Source organism: Leptospira venezuelensis (genome assembly GCF_002150035.1).
Lineage (GTDB): Bacteria > Spirochaetota > Leptospiria > Leptospirales > Leptospiraceae > Leptospira_B > Leptospira_B venezuelensis.
On sequence record NZ_NETS01000010.1, the window covers coordinates 79853 to 98218 of the forward strand.

The following is an 18366-nucleotide window of genomic DNA, read 5'->3' on the forward strand; positions in this document are numbered from 1 at the left end:
CTTCCCTCACTTCGAAGTCTAAAAACTCATCTACTCTCTAATTGAGTTCGGCTTCAGCGTCCTCGTATTTTGTCATCAATTTTGATTGCGGTCAAGTCCTTGGTTGTGACTTATTCTAAGAAGCATATGATAATTATCAAATATGCACTCATTTCACAAAAGTGCAGTTTGACCTTTCTACTTTTCAATAGCCAGAAACAAAATTTAATCGGAATTACAAGCTTTCTTCATCCTGTTTTCCAAATCTCTGTGCATTAATTTATCATGATAGGAGATAATCTTCTCTTGATAGTTAAGATCCTGGAATAAAAAGAAAGTAAACAATGTTAAAAGGTGATACAAATTCAAAAACTTAGTTTCACTCGAAAACTCTATTGAGCACTTTGGAATTGAACTTTCAAGCATAGCATTCGTATTAAATTCGATTGTATATCCTTCCGGTAATGGACTCCTGACTCCACGTTCTAAATAAGAGTCTACAATCCGCTTCTGAATGAATACATCGATTTTACAGCCTTTGACTTTTTCAAAGTCTTCGTATGTAATGAAAATACGATTTTCCGAAATCTTGTGGATAGAAATGAGATCCGCTTTAAAATCTTCTATTAACTCTAACTTCTGTTCATATTCTTTTGGCTTATCTTCATTCCTAAAATCAATACCCTTATTTCGGTAATAGTATTCTACTTTTGCAGAGATAAGATAACTGCAATTTAATGAAGTCGCCTTTATGGATTTCAGCTCTTTCGAAGTTGGCTCACCAGACTTGTATATTGTAATACATGAGAAATGTGCAAACGAAGTTAGGAAAATAATCAAATATTTCAAGAATGTATTTTTTCTGCATAAATGATCGGTATTTGCAGTTAATAACTTGGACACACTTCGTTAGATATTTCTAATCGGAATTAAAGTTTCAGTTTAACTACTTTTTTTAAAAAACCGAGTCTTTATAAAAGCATATGAGAAATATCTAAACCCTACTCTCCAAGATCAATAAAAAAAGGTTTGTAGCGTTTTACAAAATCCTTATTATAGAAAAACTTAAAATTAACCATTCTATCCGGCTGAAACTTGATCGTGAAAATGTTCTTACCGGTCCTAAAGATATCTTTTCCCGAAATTAAAAGATATCTACGACACTTCAGAACCCCATTCGCTGAACCAGACTTAACGTATTCTTCAGCAGGCTTGCGCGGGAAGAAGGTTCTTTTACCTAGCCCAAGTTTAAAAAATGGAAAATCGAAATCGACCGAAGCCAATAATTCAATTTGAGTATCGTTCAGGAAAAAAGCAAAATCATGATCAGCGAATTCTTTAGAAGATCCGCAAAATTCCCATAACAAATAGTTTTCTTTCTCCGTCAGAGCAAAAGGGTCCTGATAGAAATTCAAATTCTTATTATTCGGATCGGAAAGTATCGTTTTAAGGTTTTCGAATTCAACAAAGAAAGCTCTAGATTGGTAATCCAATCCCATGTCACGCAAAGATTCAAAATAATTAGTTTCCGAAGCATATCGCAATTGGTATTGAGTATTTACTCCGTAAGATATTAAATCATAGCCTCCGGTAGCGGATGAGCATTGTAGAAGTAATATTATGAAAACAAATGAAATAAATCTGAGCATTTTTCTTAATTTTCTCCTACTAAAAAATGTTTAAGATCAATTCAACCGACTCTCAACTTGAAGTCTTTTAATTGATTTGGCAATTTCTAAAGAAATTTCATTCAAAAGATTTTCATGTGGGATTGATAGATCATTTTGTGGATTTGAGTCTGGACCTATCCATCCTGGAAAATCAGAATCGTAATACAATAATCTCATCGATAACGGTTTCTCTTTTTCATATGGAATAACGGTAACAGCAAAAAGCATATCCAAAGGTACTAAAATAAAGAAGGATAGCATGTAGATTGCCCGAGGAGTATGGAACACTTGCAATTTTCTTCCACAAATTTTCTCTGAACTCTTTTCAATGGTTACAGTTGCACATAGATTTAAAGTGGTCCAAGAAGGCAATACACCGAGAGTCAGAGTATTTAGTATTTCTATTTTCGAGCCATTTAGTTCATATAGCTCTATGTCTTTCATTCCCAATAAGAATTTCCCGTGACTTTCATAGGAAAGATCTATCTGAACTTTCATAGAACTGTTTTTACTTTCCAGAAACTCCCATTGCAAATTGCTTTTTATTTCATTTCCAATTGATGTGTATTTCTTCTTAAGTATCTCTTTTTGGGCCTCTGTAATAATCTTTTCTATCTGCGGGTAAGATACAGTTATGTTTATATTTTGAAGATTAATAGATTTATATTTATTCTCTTCATTTCGAAGAGCCACTGGCTTTTCCGTAATAGAAATGAAATTACAATTTGATAAGACAAGAAGGAGGCAGATTAAAGAAAAATACTCTTTTATCTTTTTCATCGGGTTAATAATCATCTAGAATATTCATTTTTCCTTAAATCACATTTTTACTAACGTCTGAGGTCATATTAAACAGGGAGCCGCAGGAAGGAAAACTCGGGAAGAAAAACACATTCGTTATTTGAGCATCCCCGCAAGGAGATAAATAGACTTCAAGTAGGCAAGTCCCTAAAGAATCTGAGTCAACATAAGCGTATTTATTTTTACAACTCCGAAGCTCTCTGAACTCATCATAATTACTGGAATAGAGATCATCAGATTCGCACTCATCTCGCATAAGTGTTGTTAGCCCTTTCATTAGAATATCATTACTGAATTTCGGACCACAGGATACAGCTTTTACTAAAACCGCATTGTTATATTCCGAAAGGGCTTGGCTTCTTGGAACTTTATGAGCGCTTAGTTCGTCTCTGACTTCCCAAAGTGGATCAAGGAGACAATTTAAGGAAAATAAGAATGAAATAGAAATGAAAATATGCTTCATTAATTCTTTGAAGGAGATACACTGTATTTAACCTCTGCTGCTTGATAATCTCCTCCTACCGGAAATGGAGTTAAGGCTGTTATTACAGCTAACCCATCAATATAGGAATCATCTAAAACTCGAAATACTATCCGATGAACTTCTCTGCTACGAAAAACGAATCCCTTACAGTTATAGCGAATTGGTGTAATACTCCCTTCCAATGAAACGCCCTTTAGCTTACAATTTTCTTTACCTAATGTTTTATTATATTCATTGGAAAAATAAGCAACTGCCATAGAACTTCGATCGTGAGAAGGTCCTTTTGCCCAGAAAATCATTTTGCCATAGGGATAGCTTCCTTCTGGAAGAATCAAACGCATCGGCTCATTAGGCTTAATCGTATAATAACGAACCACCGGATCAACTTCACAATTTTCTTCCAAATTCTGCTCACTCCTACCTAAACAGAATTTCGTAAGTATCATTTCTTCGTATTTTGGCATCAAAGAATTATCTAAAGCTATTTCTAAAACGACTTCCTTGCCAGGAATTATCACGGGGATTTGTTTTATATAAGGATCTCTATTACAAAACCAGAAAGTAAAAAATGGTATGATCCAGAATTTCTTAAAACTCTTCATTTTATTCTCATATTATTTTTTTACTCTTAATTGCTGCGAACTTGGAGCGATCTTTTTAAACTATTTTACTTAAAGTAAATTACTTCTGAATTCTAATTAATTCAAACTCAAAAATAGTGACTATGCCAAATTGGTTCTCGAAGCATTTTCGACAAGGAGTAGATAATGACATTAAGAAAATCAAATATTATTTTTATCTCTCCCCAAATCTTGTTTCAGCCTATTTACTGTTCTTGAAATAGCCAACGCAAAATATTCTTCATACGATCCGCTAATTACATCAAAGAGACCGAATGGTAAAGTAAAGAAAGAAATTATTATTATTAAATTTGATTTATATTCTGACTTAAAAATTACTTTGTCTTTTATTATAACCTTATAATTAACCTTCCCAGGATTCTCGGCCCAATAAGGCACTATACCAGCTGTCCAAAAAGAAGCCTCACACCAAAAGGTGTGCCCGAGAGAAATCCTACCTTGGCAAATTGTGCGCCGATCGTAATACGCATTTATCGAAAGTTCAACTCTATTCTGCGAAATCTTATTTTTAGAAGGGCATTGTCTAATCCCCATTTGATTTTTAAACTCTTCATCGACTTTTTCTAAAACAGGTCTGTAGGCTTCCATCTGTTTTAAGTCAAGCATATACGAATCATTATAGAACGATTCAACAAAATAGCATTCGATGGCGAACAAATCTCCTTTACCATCTTTGGATTTCTCAATGTTACTTAATCTCGGTTCTTTTATAAACATTAAACACTGAGTGGAAAATATAATGTTCACTATTATAAGTAAATAGAAGTTATTCTTACGCATAGACAAGCTTATTAACCTCCACTACTCGGCCCCATTCCTCCGCCAGTAGTACCCCCGAACATACCACCAGACGACCAACCTGCCCAACCAGTTGACTTGCAAATTTCAAGCACTGAGAGTAATGCAATGCCTATTGCGCCGATTACAGGCAAAGCCACTTCTAAAACTCCGACCCCACTCAAGAAAAATGTATTGAGTCCCAAGGCAAGATCGAGGGTTGCCCCAATTGACGTTAATACTGCAATGGATGTAGGAACATATACGCCCATTAAAAAAAATACTAACCCCCCTAGTGAAAATGCGGAATCAATCCAATCTGCATTCCTATTATACATCTTCGCCAAATCGCTATGAGTCCCACCCCACATCCTTGTACCATGATTTCTTGAATACGTTCCTCCGCTTAGTATTTCTCTAACTTCCCCATCAATACCACGAGCTATGTTTTCCCATTCATGATCTGCACTGTGGGCATAGCTTCTCCACTGATGATCCACGCTGTGAGCATATCCTCTCCATTGATGATCACTAATATTGAATATATCAATAGTTTGCCAGACTAAGACAATGACTAGCGTGAATATTTGTTAATATCCTCGTTATTTTGAATACCCCGACTCATTTAATGCACTGAATCCAAACCGAGGACGTCCCTCCTATCGATTACCAACCGCTCCCCTTATTCCAGGTTTTGCTTTCAAATCCCCCAAGGTAGGATTAGGCAATGATATGGTAGTATCGAATCTTTACCTCGCCTTCTAAATCCTTTATAATCCAATATATAAATTGCCTATTGCAGGAGGATCGAAGTGGATCGATTTTCTAAAAAGAATAATCATGGAACCGGCACCGCGACAATAGAATCGAAAAACATAATTATTCTTCCGTATGTATATTTTCTTTTCTCTCTCTTATTTGGATGTTGCGTGTCTACTAAATACCCGAACTCGGATCATTTCAACGGGAAACGTTTTCATAATCCAACCCAAGTGGAAAAAAACGGAATATGGAGAACTTTAAAGCTTCTATCCACGATTAATTTTGAAGAATGGCCGGAAAAGGTTCAAAATGAAAAAACAAATCTAATTAAAAATCCATTATATAAAAATCAGATCGGGATAACTTTCATTAATCATGCGACAGTATTAATCCAATCGCGTGAAATAAACATCCTTACCGATCCGGTTTGGTCCGAGAGGATCAGCCCGGTGAGTTGGGCAGGAACAAAAAGAGTGAGAGAACCAGGCATTCAGATAGAGGACCTCCCTCCGATAGATCTGGTCGTTATCAGTCATAACCATTATGATCATCTAGACTTGGAAACTTTAAAAACACTTAATGAAAAATTCTCTCCCAAGTTTCTTGTTCCGTTGGGAGACAAGGAACTACTACAATCCAAAGGAATTTCTAATATAGATGAGATGGACTGGTGGCAAACAATCAATATAGAAAAGAAAGCAGAAGTAACGTTCGCTCCTACACAACATCTTTCTGCAAGAGGTATATTCGATTGGAATCGAAGTTTATGGGGTAGCTATATGATCAGAATAGGGAATAGACGAGTATATTTTGGCGGGGATGCTGCGTATTCTTTGCACTATAAAGAAATCAAAAGACGCTTAGGAGAGCCTGATGTTTCTCTTTTACCGATCGGAGCTTATGAGCCTAGATGGTTTATGAGGTTAGTTCACATGAATCCTTTGGACGCAATTCAAGCTCATCTAGATTTAGGCTCTAAACTTTCAATTGGAATACATTTTGGAACATTTCAACAAACAGAAGAGGCATTAAACTCACCTGTTGAAGAATTAAAAAAGGAATTACTTAAAGCCGGATTGGATTTAAGTAATTTCATAGTTCAAAAAGAAGGGATAGGACAGATTTATTAAATTTTCTAAATCAATTTAAAAGTTATTGTGGCACTGACGAAAGGAATCTGGTGTATAATTCGCTCACCTTTCCTGGTGATTCCATCATTGGTAGATGGCCCAGGTCATCCAATATCGTAAGCTGTGCATGCGGCATTTTCTGGCGTAGCGTTTCAACACCCGAAACATCGAAGATGCTGTCTTTTTCTCCCCAGAGTACCAGCGATGGTTGCTGTAACATGCTGATTTTCTTATCTAGTAGAAAGCGGTCACGTAGCTGTTCTTGCCAGATGCGCATGTTTGATTCTGAATTGCGTAAAGCGCCTTGTTCGGCAGCATAAATTACTGGGTAAGGCAGGAAGGGTTTTTGGGCAAAAAGCAATTTCATCATTGCCTCAAATTCAGAAGAGGTTGAGACGACGAGTAGAGCTTTACCCTCTGCGATAAGGCTATCCATTTGACTCAACTTTGTTGTTTGAATGCCGTGCGGAGCCCCGATAAAAGCTACGCTCAAAACTTGTTCAGGGTTACCAATTGCAAATAATGCAGCGATCGTACCACCCATCGAACTTCCGGCCAAATGTACTCGCTCCAGTCTCAGGGCATCGAGCAATTTCTTAAGACGCTCAGTCTGGTGGGCATAGTCGTAAACCTCGTCGGCTTTGCGATCGCTTTCGCCAAATGCGGGCAGGTCAGGAATTATAACGTGGTATTTGCCAGTCAGCGAACGCGCAAAATCTACCCAGTGGTCTTTTTCGGCAAAGATGCCATGCAACAAAACAATTGTATCTCCCTCGCCGCCTTCGAGAAAATGAATCGTATGATTTGCTGCAATGATTTGCTTTTCCTTGAGACCTGAGAGTGAACGGTTTAGTTTGAGCAACGCGCCAAGAAAGATCATGGGAGTAGCATACCAGAGTAGTACCAAAAGAAGCAGAATTGATACTGCCAGTGCGATGAGTTTTTTCTTCATTATGTATCTCCTAACTATAAAAATCTGGGGTCAGTGCGCAAGCAGCCGCAAGCCTACTTTCGCTTCGTCACTAGATGCGCACCAATTCGCCGCATGGTGGTGGGAAAAAGTCGTAAGGCCCGAACCACAAACCGAGTGTGCGAACCTGGAATGATGAGATATTTTTCCTTGCGAAGACCTTTCAGAGTGTCTGCTACGACCGTGTCGATGGCGGTTCTCGGTATGGCGTTCGTATGCCGCAAGTTCTCAGGTGTCCGGTAGGCATCCAACTCTGCCACCATTGGCGTTTCAAATTCGGCCGGGCAAACGAGGTGGACCTTGACACCCTCGTCCAGCATTTCGTAATAAAGACAATCGGTAAAACCTACAAGCGCGTGTTTTGCAGAACCGTAAGCTGTGAAGCCAAAGGTACCCGTCAGCCCTGCAACCGAGGCGATATTAACCAATCGTCCTCGGCTGGCGCGAAGATGAGGCAAGACAGCACGAGCAACGTTGACCGCGCCGAGAAAATTGGTTTTGATCACCGCAGTAAAATCGTCTGGCGTAAGATCGTCGAACCTTCCTTCTAACATCACGCCTGCATTATTAAACAAAACGTCGATGCCACCATGGCGCCGAGCAATTTCCTCAATGACCTTGCGGGCAGCGATTGGATCGTCGACGTTGAGGGACCGAACCGCGACATCAACATTCGGATGCAACCGACGAAGTTCTTGCGCAGCAAATTCTAGTTTCTCCACTTTACGCGAAAGAAGTGTTAGGCGAGCTCCCTCGTTAGCAAGTGCCTCAGCAATGGCGTAACCGAGACCAGTTGCCCCACCAGTGATTACTATATGACTTGATCGGAACATTGTTTTGAATACCTATGCCAAGAGGGATTTGATGAATCCGGAAAACAGAACAAGAAAGCCTCCAAGCTCCCCGAGGACAACAAGCGTGACATAGCCGTGAATACCCGCGCTATGAGCAACTCCAGGCGGTCGTTCCAGCATATTCTCTGTTTGGTTGAGCCAACCATGGACCGCGTAAATAAGCACGGCGGTAGTGAAGAAGGTGATGGCCGCAATTACACTCACCATGTTGACAACAGACGACCAGGCACTCAATTCGGCGAACTTGGCAAGAACGAGGCAAGCGAAAGAATACATTAGCGCGCTGCGATGGCAGATATCTACGTAGACGGGTGCCTTCCCTTTGGGCGAGCTAACCATCTTGCAGTATTTCCAGATTCCTGTTACCAGCCCCACAGTGAAAAACCCACCGCAACATAATATTGCAATCAAGACTGCATTCGACATCGCTACTCCTAACCTATATACAAATCACCACGCTAAAAGAAACAGCTAACGATGAAACCCAAGCCCTGTCTTGTTAATTCAGCAGACCTTGAATATATAGGAATCTTGCTTTTTCCTAGATTGAACTAGAACTCAAACTTCAGAAGTGTAAAGCAATTTTTATGATCATTGATCATATTTCAGGAAATAGTTTCCAAACCTTGAGAAAGAGCTGGCATTTAGATATCCGTTAAAGAGTAATCGAAGAACTGAACATAGTTGTTGTATATCCCTTGTTCAGCGTGATGCTTGGTTGATGAAAGAGCTTAGCCTACATATTTTATATAAATTTAAACTTTGTGGCTTTTTTGTTTTTCCTTTTTCAAGGATATCTCTTGAAAGCTTTTCAATCTTAGTTTCAGAATATTTTTACATTCGTTTAAGACAAAATTAGCATATTTTTCATCTATCTCCATAGAGAACCGTACTATCGTTCCCAAGGTATGACTGAAATATAAAGCAAATGGTTTGACATCGCTTTCCTTTAAACCAGGCAAACATCGCATTGTCGTCTTCACAATTAGGTCTGCATTACGAAAACTATCTTTATTATCTTCCGCAATCAATTCTGGCATTGCTTGTGCTCCAGCCCATAAATTAGAAAGCGCTGTCTCATTTCGGAACAGTTCTACGTATTGACCCATAGCTTTTTCAGCAGCAATTTCGAGTTCCTTAATATTACGAACCGGTTCTAAAATAGCTTTCGTTTGCTCGTAAAGCAAATCATAATATTGCCGCATGATAGCCAATAAAACGGCTTCCTTTCCTCCGAAATATTGATACAGAGAGCCGATTTGCACTTCCGCCAAATTCGCGATTTCTCTCATGCTGACTGAATCAATCCCTCTTTCTCCAATCAGCTTTTTGGCAATATTTAATATGAGTTCGACTCTCTCCTTGCTTCGAGATTGCACAGGGGCTCGAAATTCTTTTTTCATATGAGACAAATAATACTTAAATCCTCGAAGGACTACTTTTTAATTGGGATGGATTTTTTATTTGAGCAACGTACTGAATCAATTATGTGATCAATGTTCATTTTAAAAAAGAGACGCCTCATGACAAGACAAACCCTCTTTAAAAAACAATTCACGGATAATCCAGATCCATAGAACATCAGCCGAGTAAGTCGAATCCGGGCTACTCGTCGAATTAGATAATGGGGAATGGAGACTGTTAAAAGGAGCAGTCTGCGCAAGTGGAATTACTGGGCCAACCCGGAGATGTATTTGGAGACTGACCTGCTTTTCATTTAAACATAGAAACACGCCGCCTCATAGAACCTTTCGATATAATCGTATTCCAAGATCTGCATATTCTTGAAGAGCAGAACGAACGGTTTCGGTATTTCTCATTTGCGAATGGAAAAATATTCAAATAGCGAAATAGTAAAAAAGAATAACTATCAAGCTTAGGAAATATAACTTCGAACTAATTTTATAGTTCTATTGGATATCCCAAACGTAATACACCGTAAGCGATCGGTTTAAGAAATTCCTCTTATATAATGATCGAGGCAATGAAAACCTAACGTATGTTTAGATTCAATATAGTAATTTGTTTGACCGTGTTAAAAAATAAGATCAAAAATATTTTTCTATCAAATATTCGCAATTTAGAACATTATAAAATGTTGTATAAGTTGGGGCCAAACATTGAAAAAATTAAATAAGAAGTCTCTTGTCATCATATTCTCGCTGATTGCGAGTTTGCTATCAGTCGGTTGCAATCACGGCACATCGAAATCTAATATGCTACTAAACCTCGACGGTTTATCAGACGATAGCAGCGATGAATGGACCAGTCTTTTAGGTATATCGACTATGGAATCGAGAGCATCTGGAATTACTTCGGATTTGTCAGGAAATATTTATGCAACTGGGTATACATCAATTGCTTTGGATGGCCAAATTCTGGTGGGCTTTCCTGATTTGTTTGTTGTTAAGTATAATAGCATTGGAGAAAAGCAATGGACAAGGCTACTCGGTGCAACTGACGTTAGCACATTTGCATTAGGAATAACCTCGGATCTGTCTGGAAATATTTATACTACGGGTACTACGAAAGGTGATATGGACGGCCAGTCTGGAACAGGATTCTTCTGTCTGTTTGTTGTTAAGTATGATAGCAATGGAGAAAAGCAATGGACAAGGTTACTTGGCACCTACGGTGCAAATGCATACGCAACTGGCATAACCATTGATCCATCAGGAAATGTTTATACTACAGGTTATACTGAATGGTCTTTAGATGGCCAACCCCATTCCGAAGGTATGAATCAATTTATTGTTAAGTACAATAGCAACGGGGAAAAACAATGGACAAGGTTACTCAGTGGATATGGCCGAGCAATCATCTCCGATAACGCTGGGAACATTTATGCTACCAGCAAAGAATGTATCGCTAAATATAACAGCGAAGGAGAAATGTTATGGAAAATTCGAATAGCGGGAGCTGCTCCAATGACCGAAGGAATTACATCGGATAGATTTGGAAATGTTTATGTTACTGGCACAACGGGCGAGACAATAGACGGACAACCGAAAGTCGGCCAAGCAAATTTATTTGTGATCAAATATAATAGCAACGGGGAAAAACAATGGACAAGATTACTCGGAGCAGCTGTTAGCGATACGAATGCAATGGCAATCACTTCGGACTCCACTGGAAATGTTTATACAACCGGATATACAAACGGAAACCTGGATGGCCAGTCACTAACCTATAACATCAATATGTTTGTTGTTAAATACGATAGCGATGGGAATAGGCTCTGGACAAAATTACGAGCTGCATATGGAAAAAGAACATATTCATACGGAATCACATTAGATGCTTCGGAAAATATTTATACTACAGGCAATGTGATGGGAAGCTTAATTACTGGCTCCGATATTGGATTTTACGACCTTTTCGTAAGTAGATTTAATAATGAGTAATACTCAATTGAGAGCCTAACTTACAGACTTAGTCAATTTTTTCAGATTTCCTCTACTCATCTGTCAGGTCGAATCCTAACAAACCTTCAAAATATTTAACTCTGATAACTGAAGAGAGCAGGGTAGAAGAGAATAAGAAGGCAGAGCGCAATCCTAAGAATTTAAGAAAACATCTCTCCTTTATTAGACTGTCTAGAAGGCTTCAATCAGGTATTGATACAGACTTCTATGAAAAAATTACCAAAAAGTTCTTAGATGATTTCTATCCAAAGAAATGTAGTAACCCTTCTTGCGAAGAAAGAATCTTAGATAAAGAGATCTCTACTAGACCAGAAATCATTCGCTGTAGTAAATGTCATTCTCAGCAGTCTAGACTATCTTATACTCCCCTTCATCACTTTAAACTACCTCTTTGGATGTTTGGATACGTATTACATGAATCTTTAATACAATTTCCTAAGGTATTAACTTCTACAGAGATAAGTAAAAGACTAAAAATTGGTTATAAAGCAGCTAGTTTACTTAAAAGAAGATTCCAGTTATTCTGTTCCGATCAGTTACCGAAGTATAAAGACCTTACCTACAATGCTCTAAATCATCAGTTTAAAGACTTCCTACTACCTCCAAATGAAGACAAAGACATTTCTTCTAAAATGGCTAATAAACCCTATGTATGCGTAGATACAGCAGTTTTATACTCAGCAGGTGAAAGAGCTAATAAAGGAAGAAAAAGATACAGTAGTAAAGGACAAACCTCCTCTATATACCTTTCCCCGAAGCTTGGTGGAAAACAAATAGGAACCTTAGTACAAACTATTGGTATTAAGAATGGTCCTGTATTCTTTACTTCTGTGCCTAATCAAAAGGCTGAAACACTAGGACCTATTATTAAAGATCATATACCTACTTCATCTGCCGTCTTCACTGATTTTGGTTATTCATGGCTATGGGGTGTATATAGAAACCATAGATCAGTGAATCATTCTGCAAGATCAAAAGATAACAGATTTAGATGGGCTAGGAATAGATATTCAAAAAATGGAATACATTCTCAGGTAGCAGAAGGTAACAATAGGTTACTCAAAACAGCTTTTGCTTCTTATGGTTGGATTAAACCAGAATACAGTACATTATATTTAAATGAATTTAGTTTTATTAAGAATGCGAATGTATTTGGTTTAGATGTACTAGTTGATGATGGTTTGAGTAGGGAACTTTTAGTATCTAATCGGAATTGGCTACGACAGGAGCCGGTGAAGATTAGATCTAAAAGATATGTCCATAAAGAATCCACTCAAAGTAAGAAAAATTGGCTTTCTCAAGTCTTAAATGGGAATCGCTTTAAACCCGAGAATTTAGATCAAAATTCAGAGATTCTCAGTCACAAAAGCTATGGAATACTAAATTCTCCCTCTCAAATTGAAGAAGCAAGAAAGGCTCTTAAGAAGGAACTAGAGAGCTATAACTCATTTTGGAATAATGATACTACGAAAAGATTCCGAAGGGATCGAGAGTTAGAGTATCAGAAGATAGCTTTCAAGATCTGGAACCAAATTCACTTAAAAGACTCCACAGAAACAGACTACAGTGTCGAAAGGATCTGCGAAGAACTTAAAATACCAAAACATACAGCTATGACCATTTCAAGGAAATGGCTGAAACTTAAGCTAATCGTAAAAAGACGGGTTGGATACAATTACTATGATAGAAGGATCAATTTCTACATTAAAGTAATAAAAGATCAACTCCCATACGTTCTCTACACTAATTTCCGGCAAAAGAAGAAGATTTCTTCCGGGGTTAGTAAAAATGAAAAGTAACCCTAAAAAGCATGACTATAAATTTGTAGCGAAGGACTTCTACAAGTTACTCGAAATCCAGGAATGGAAATGTTTCCTCACAGGAAGGACTCTGGAGCCTGAGAATACAAATGCAGAACATATTCAGCCTCTTAGGAAAGGTGGAGAACATAAGTTTAAAAACATCTGTTTCGTTGTAGAACCTTTAGCGAAACTTAAGCGTTACCACACTGAAGCAGAGATTGTTCATTTAGCTTATGAGATTATTCTCTGGAAAGGACCAAAGTACGGCTAGAAGGCTCCGATCAAATTAAAAGTAAGGAGAGATCAAAAATGAAGAATAAAATACCTTACTGGTTTGCTAAGAAAGTCGCAGATATTATTAACTTTAAGTATGAAACGTTCAAGAGAGAAAAGACTCCCAATCCTAAATGGATAGATTGGAAAGATTGTCAGAAGTTCAATAGGAATCGATTTGAAAGCTTATTAAAGGAGAATCCAGTTACTGAAGCTGTATTTACTCCTGCTTGGAAATTTAGATCCATCCAGGTTAAGAACTGCATACAAAGTGTTTATCTAAATTCCTTACCTTCTATTCGTGAAACCTATATCAAAAAATCTATCAATGATTTCGCTAAACAAAAAGATTCTTTTGAAAAATTAAACCCTATCTTCATGGAAGCTGCTCACTTGAAGATGACGAGATTAAACTGTTATGCTCGGGATCTCCGTGATGAGGAAAGAGTATATCGCCCTACAAAATGGTATCTAAGCGCTAAGAGAAACTACTTAAGAATGCGGTCTGGTAAGTTCTCTCACACTGCTGACGAGTATTCAAAATGGGATCTATGTTTCTTAGCGAATCGGAGGTCCTTCGACAATCTAAAACTTAATCCTTGGGAATCAACTTATGCTAAAGTAGAAGGCGCTTTTAAGGTTATATTAAAAAATGCTAGATAAGATTGACTTTACTAAACTGAAGTTAGAAATCGAAGACGCTCTTCAGGATCGGAAGGAAATTATTATTAGATTTCTTTCTTGTTTCGATAAGCAGATCCTAAAAGTAACGACTTGGGAAGGTGAATCTACTGTCGGAATTTTTAAGTTTTTCTTAACTGATGATCTTGAAGATAAACAAATTGTGTCTACTCCATTTGACTTTGGCGAGATTCTACTGTTTGATACTTATGGAGAAATGAATGTTTTTGAGATAGGTGAGATCGGATTAATTGAAGTTATTTCTGATCCAAATACTGTAGCAATTTTTGAAGAGCATGGATTAATCAGCTTCTTTTGTCCGCTAGAAGAAAACTAAATCACGTTTTTGCTCACATCCGAAGTCATATTAAACAGAGAACCGCAAGAAGGAAAACTCGGGAAGAAAAACACATTTGTTATCTGAGCATCAGCACAGGAAGAAAGATAGACTTCTAACAAGCAGGTCTTTAAAGAATCAGCCTCAACGTAAGCATATCTATTCTTACAACTACGAAGTTCTCTAAACTCATCGTAATTACTAGAATAAAGACTATCAGATTGGCATTCATCTCGTAAAAGTGTTGTCTGCCCTTTCATTAGAATATCATTACTGTATTTCGGACCACAGGATACAGCTTTTACTATCACTGCATTATTATATTCTGAAAGTGCATGGCTTCTTGGAATCTTTTTACCACTTAATTCGTCTCTGGCTTTCCAAAGGGGATCAAGGATACAGTTTAAGGAAAATAAGAATAGAATAGAAATGAAAATATACTTCATGAAATTATAATCAAAGGCAAGAGGCTACTGCCCGAATCGAATATCCTGATTATTATAGGTAAACTCACGCAAGGCAGATTCTATAACTCGATCTTCTGCTGAAGGACTCCAAAATATAGAAAAAGTCGGAAGAAGCCATAAGGAAACATAGTGAGTATATTCATTTTCATAACTTCTTTCTATCAACGGAATCATTCTTTTGCCAAATACCTTAAAATCCATTTCTATTTTAGCACCGGTATAATAAGGAACGCCTATAAGAAAAAATTCTCCAGGAAACAAACTGCCCTTCACTCGATACATCTTAATATGAATTTTACAGTTAATATTACTTGGAACAATGTCCTTCTTATCTCCAAATATGATTTTATTATAACCTAATTTTTTAAGTGAGTCTCCAAACAATTTTTCATAATTCTTGATATCTTCGGGTTTCACTGAAAATCGAAAGAAAACATTTACTTCACATTCATTTAATATGTTTTTATCTACTGTAAGTCTTTCTTCAGATAGTCTTCCGCTAAATGTTGTAAAACAAGATACGAATGAAATGTAAACAATTAGAAGTAAAAGAAAGGAGTTCATTCAATTCCCTCGAATCGATCGAATTCCGGTTGCATCCAGTTCCTTTTTAAACTCATTTACGGCTTTAACATTTGAGGTTGCAAAATGGTTCTCAAACGAACCTCCAAATAGATTCACCCAAGTAAACGGGAGAAACAGAAACCATGCCGCAATGAAAAGTCTAGACTGATATTCGTAAACTGAGACTGCTTTATCATTTTGAATTATAGTAAATCGTACAAGTCCGGTTGATTCTCCAAAGAAAGGAATAATATATAATGTTTGTGCCGCGATATTAGGCCAAACTGAACATTCTTTGGTGACATCGCAGTCAAAATTAAAGTGGGACTCACCTTCTATATCGATTCTATTTTCAGACTGCAATTCACCATTTTTACATTCCGATAAATGAAAAATTTCATGTATACTTTCACTGATTCGATTCGGTATTACATAGTATTTCTCCATTTCGTTTTTCTGAATGACATGCCCTTTTGAATAAAATGATCGAATATAAAAACAGTTAATTTGTATCTCAGTTTTTTTGATTGAGGGAATGGAACTCTGAACCAATTCAGGAGATCTACCTATCAAGAGACAATTAGATGTCAGCAAACACAGGATCGAGATTACACAAATAAAGATACTTCTACGAATATTAAACATATGAGTTCCTTAAATTAATTTCACCTATTCCTCCAATAAATTTTTTACAGACTTATGAAAGCTGATTACTCGTTAAACTACTTTTTAAGATTAACCTTGAATCAGAGATACTTTTAAAAATCTTAGGTTTGCTTGTGCCGGATTTCGGAAGAATATAAAAAGTAAAATCGAGGCTTCTAGATAAGACTTATATAAAGGAGAGATTTCTATCTTTAAAATCGGATTCTTATTTTTAGAAATACTTATCGGAGGACAAACTATATTCTGATACACGGTATATCCTGCTGCAACTTCTTCGGATTTGCATTCAACTCCAGATGTTAAACTGATTCCGGAGAGATCAAAACTGATATTTGTTTTTATATTTTCCCAAATCCCCCCTCTCAACCTTAGCGAGCCGTCAAATTTTCCAGGAGGCAAAGAAATTTTCACCCCTTCAGAAGCAACGTATATAGTTCCTTCTTTAAAATCTAATAAGCAAGAATTTCCATTCTGTTCGCTAATACATAAATATGTTAGGTCAAGAGAATCATAATCTGCTGATGAATTATCTATTAGTTGGATCGTTAAATAATTGTCCCCTTTTTCTTTTGCCAAAGAGGACGACTTTATATTCTCATTTGTCTTACAACCAATTGCTATAAAGAATGTGATTACAAATATAGTATTAAATTTCATTTATTCAAACTTGATTACTTTTTGGACCTTCGCCAACTTTAAATAAAATCATTCTACGTTATTTCGATACTGGATAATTTACTTGTATTTCAACATGTCGAACACTAGGAGGAATAATTACTAGACCGAGTGTAACAAATCCAATAAATATAGATGGAACCCATAAATACTCATGAAAGTCTGTGATTACTATTTTCATTTCAGTCGTTTTTTTGGCTCCAATTCTCATCGGATTACATTCAAATTCATCGAACCATCCGAATTCTGTATGACAATCTTTACTAATTACTGTATTTTTCTTTAAATTCTTGAAAGAACCAGAAAGCCGAAAACTTTCAAAATATTTAGATCCCAAAACGGACAAAAATGCATAATACTCACCTGATGGTAATTCCATCTCAAAAATATCTTTCTTATTTATTTTTTTAGAACTAACTCGCCAAATGCTTTTATCGCAGTCCAAGTTAGACTCGATTTTTTGTTTTTCTGAAATGCATAAAGTATGAATAGAAATATCATCAAATTCATCTGTTGTTCGATTTTCAAAACTAATCCTTAAAATTCCATAGCCTTTATTAGGATTTCTTTCGACATTTGGTAAGATTAGTTCTTCTGTTGCACATCCAATAAGTAAAAAGATTTTACATATTGATAGAAGAAACTTCTTCTTCATTAAACTTCTTCTTCATTAAAATTCTTACCCAATTGATAATAACCATTTCGCCGGTTATTTAGGATTTATCAGTGATGCATCTACATGCCTAATTTCCGCTGGGGGATAAATTATTCCCAGGGTAAATAGTGCGAAAACAAGACTACCCGCGAGCCTTGAATCATATCGATCTGTAATTGTTATTTTTAATACGGTTTCCTTATTTGCCGGAATTTTTAGAGGTCCACATGTATACTCATCATTCAAAAACCATCCATCGTCTAAAAAGTTCATTTTACATTGATTCACTGTATCTTTGTTAAATAATACTTTTAAAAATATCCTATCTAGTGAATCGGCATCCCATATTAATATATTTCCTGTATAATTTCCTTGCGGAATCCGCAAAGAAATACCATTATTCCCTATTGGTATTTTTACACTTGAAAGTGATTCGATCCCAATGGTTTCCTCACTTGCATGCCCAACCGCAAGTGAGAATCTACCAATTTTCAGTTCATCATATTTCTGACCCGATTTATCTTCGACTATTATACGAAGTGTTCCTACTTGAGCATTGCGCGGTAAGCTCGGAGTAACTGCTATTTCTGGCGCAGAACAACCAAGAAGAAATAGAATAAATACAGCAAACTTCTTCATTAAAACAAAAATTCCTTATTAACAATCAGTAAATACTGTTCCACCTACATTGCACTGACCAGGCGGTAATATGAATCCATGCGTAACACCGTACCACCACATTAAAGATTGTAA

At 36.8% G+C, this 18366-nt stretch carries 23 protein-coding genes; 6 read left to right on the forward strand and 17 right to left on the reverse strand.

From position 1 onward, the window contains the following. Positions 1-204: 204 nt before the first annotated feature. The 7 genes from B1C82_RS07490 to B1C82_RS20560 form a co-directional block, all read right to left on the reverse strand. The gene (locus tag B1C82_RS07490) at positions 205-882 is read right to left on the reverse strand and encodes a hypothetical protein (protein ID WP_086446995.1); all 678 of its coding nucleotides are present in this window, start codon (positions 880-882) and stop codon (positions 205-207) included. 98 nt (positions 883-980) lie between these two features. After that, a complete protein-coding gene (locus B1C82_RS07495; protein ID WP_157894107.1) occupies positions 981-1628 on the reverse strand; it encodes a hypothetical protein in 648 nt (215 codons plus the stop codon). Between the two features lie 36 nt (positions 1629-1664). After that, a complete protein-coding gene (locus B1C82_RS07500) occupies positions 1665-2444 on the reverse strand; it encodes a hypothetical protein (protein WP_157894108.1) in 780 nt (259 codons plus the stop codon). A gap of 19 nt (positions 2445-2463) precedes the next feature. Continuing rightward, positions 2464-2913, reverse strand: a complete 450-nt coding sequence (locus tag B1C82_RS07505) for a hypothetical protein (protein ID WP_086446998.1) — start codon at positions 2911-2913, stop codon at positions 2464-2466. Continuing rightward, positions 2913-3536 carry a hypothetical protein gene (locus B1C82_RS07510; protein WP_086446999.1) on the reverse strand — a complete coding sequence of 208 codons (624 nt, stop codon included), beginning with the start codon at positions 3534-3536 and terminating at the stop codon, positions 2913-2915. The genes B1C82_RS07505 and B1C82_RS07510 overlap by 1 nt, the downstream gene beginning before the upstream one ends. 180 nt (positions 3537-3716) lie before the next feature. Continuing rightward, positions 3717-4292 carry a hypothetical protein gene (locus B1C82_RS07515; RefSeq protein WP_157894109.1) on the reverse strand — a complete coding sequence of 192 codons (576 nt, stop codon included), beginning with the start codon at positions 4290-4292 and terminating at the stop codon, positions 3717-3719. A 74-nt stretch (positions 4293-4366) separates the two neighbouring features. Then, entirely contained in the window at positions 4367-4624 is a 258-nt protein-coding gene (locus B1C82_RS20560) for a hypothetical protein (RefSeq protein ID WP_157894110.1), read from the reverse strand. 540 nt (positions 4625-5164) lie between these two features. Here B1C82_RS20560 and B1C82_RS07525 point away from each other — a divergent pair. Next, positions 5165-6244, forward strand: coding sequence for an MBL fold metallo-hydrolase (locus B1C82_RS07525; RefSeq protein WP_234008235.1), 1080 nt, complete (start codon positions 5165-5167; stop codon positions 6242-6244). A 22-nt stretch (positions 6245-6266) separates the two neighbouring features. Here the strand turns inward: B1C82_RS07525 and B1C82_RS07530 are convergent, their stop codons facing one another. The 4 genes from B1C82_RS07530 to B1C82_RS07545 form a co-directional block, all read right to left on the reverse strand. Beyond that, the gene (locus B1C82_RS07530) at positions 6267-7196 is read right to left on the reverse strand and encodes an alpha/beta fold hydrolase (protein ID WP_086447002.1); all 930 of its coding nucleotides are present in this window, start codon (positions 7194-7196) and stop codon (positions 6267-6269) included. A gap of 53 nt (positions 7197-7249) precedes the next feature. Further along, a complete protein-coding gene (locus tag B1C82_RS07535; RefSeq protein ID WP_086447003.1) occupies positions 7250-8047 on the reverse strand; it encodes an SDR family NAD(P)-dependent oxidoreductase in 798 nt (265 codons plus the stop codon). Positions 8048-8059: 12 nt separating this feature from the next. Further along, positions 8060-8494, reverse strand: coding sequence for a hypothetical protein (locus B1C82_RS07540; RefSeq protein WP_086447004.1), 435 nt, complete (start codon positions 8492-8494; stop codon positions 8060-8062). Positions 8495-8823: 329 nt separating this feature from the next. Then, a complete protein-coding gene (locus B1C82_RS07545) occupies positions 8824-9471 on the reverse strand; it encodes a TetR/AcrR family transcriptional regulator (protein WP_086447005.1) in 648 nt (215 codons plus the stop codon). An 813-nt stretch (positions 9472-10284) separates the two neighbouring features. Between B1C82_RS07545 and B1C82_RS07550 the strand changes: the two genes are divergently transcribed. The 5 genes from B1C82_RS07550 (at position 10285) to B1C82_RS07570 (ending at position 14586) form a co-directional block, all read left to right on the forward strand. Beyond that, positions 10285-11472, forward strand: a complete 1188-nt coding sequence (locus B1C82_RS07550) for an SBBP repeat-containing protein (RefSeq protein WP_086447006.1) — start codon at positions 10285-10287, stop codon at positions 11470-11472. A 416-nt stretch (positions 11473-11888) separates the two neighbouring features. Further along, the gene (locus tag B1C82_RS07555; protein WP_234008237.1) at positions 11889-13292 is read left to right on the forward strand and encodes a transposase; all 1404 of its coding nucleotides are present in this window, start codon (positions 11889-11891) and stop codon (positions 13290-13292) included. Further along, complete coding sequence (locus B1C82_RS07560) at positions 13282-13566, forward strand: HNH endonuclease (RefSeq protein WP_086447008.1); 285 nt, start codon at positions 13282-13284, stop codon at positions 13564-13566. The genes B1C82_RS07555 and B1C82_RS07560 overlap by 11 nt, the downstream gene beginning before the upstream one ends. Positions 13567-13604: 38 nt before the next feature. Continuing rightward, positions 13605-14231, forward strand: coding sequence for a hypothetical protein (locus tag B1C82_RS07565; protein ID WP_086447009.1), 627 nt, complete (start codon positions 13605-13607; stop codon positions 14229-14231). After that, positions 14221-14586, forward strand: coding sequence for a hypothetical protein (locus B1C82_RS07570; RefSeq protein ID WP_086447010.1), 366 nt, complete (start codon positions 14221-14223; stop codon positions 14584-14586). The genes B1C82_RS07565 and B1C82_RS07570 overlap by 11 nt, the downstream gene beginning before the upstream one ends. On the opposite strand, the gene B1C82_RS07575 is transcribed toward B1C82_RS07570, so the two are convergent. The 6 genes from B1C82_RS07575 to B1C82_RS07600 all read right to left on the reverse strand — a co-directional run bounded on the left by B1C82_RS07575 (position 14583) and on the right by B1C82_RS07600 (position 18252). Next, entirely contained in the window at positions 14583-15032 is a 450-nt protein-coding gene (locus tag B1C82_RS07575) for a hypothetical protein (protein WP_086447011.1), read from the reverse strand. The genes B1C82_RS07570 and B1C82_RS07575 overlap by 4 nt on opposite strands. Positions 15033-15056: 24 nt before the next feature. Further along, positions 15057-15617 (reverse strand): hypothetical protein, encoded by a 561-nt coding sequence (locus B1C82_RS07580; RefSeq protein WP_086447012.1) that lies wholly within the window; start codon positions 15615-15617, stop codon positions 15057-15059. Continuing rightward, positions 15618-16064: a hypothetical protein gene (locus tag B1C82_RS07585; protein WP_086447013.1), complete on the reverse strand. Its 447-nt coding sequence runs from the start codon at positions 16062-16064 to the stop codon at positions 15618-15620. It abuts the gene before it with no gap. Between the two features lie 288 nt (positions 16065-16352). Beyond that, entirely contained in the window at positions 16353-16940 is a 588-nt protein-coding gene (locus B1C82_RS07590) for a hypothetical protein (protein ID WP_086447014.1), read from the reverse strand. A 58-nt stretch (positions 16941-16998) separates the two neighbouring features. Continuing rightward, the gene (locus B1C82_RS07595) at positions 16999-17613 is read right to left on the reverse strand and encodes a hypothetical protein (protein WP_086447015.1); all 615 of its coding nucleotides are present in this window, start codon (positions 17611-17613) and stop codon (positions 16999-17001) included. 54 nt (positions 17614-17667) lie between these two features. Further along, positions 17668-18252 carry a hypothetical protein gene (locus B1C82_RS07600; RefSeq protein ID WP_086447016.1) on the reverse strand — a complete coding sequence of 195 codons (585 nt, stop codon included), beginning with the start codon at positions 18250-18252 and terminating at the stop codon, positions 17668-17670. Positions 18253-18366: the final 114 nt, after the last annotated feature.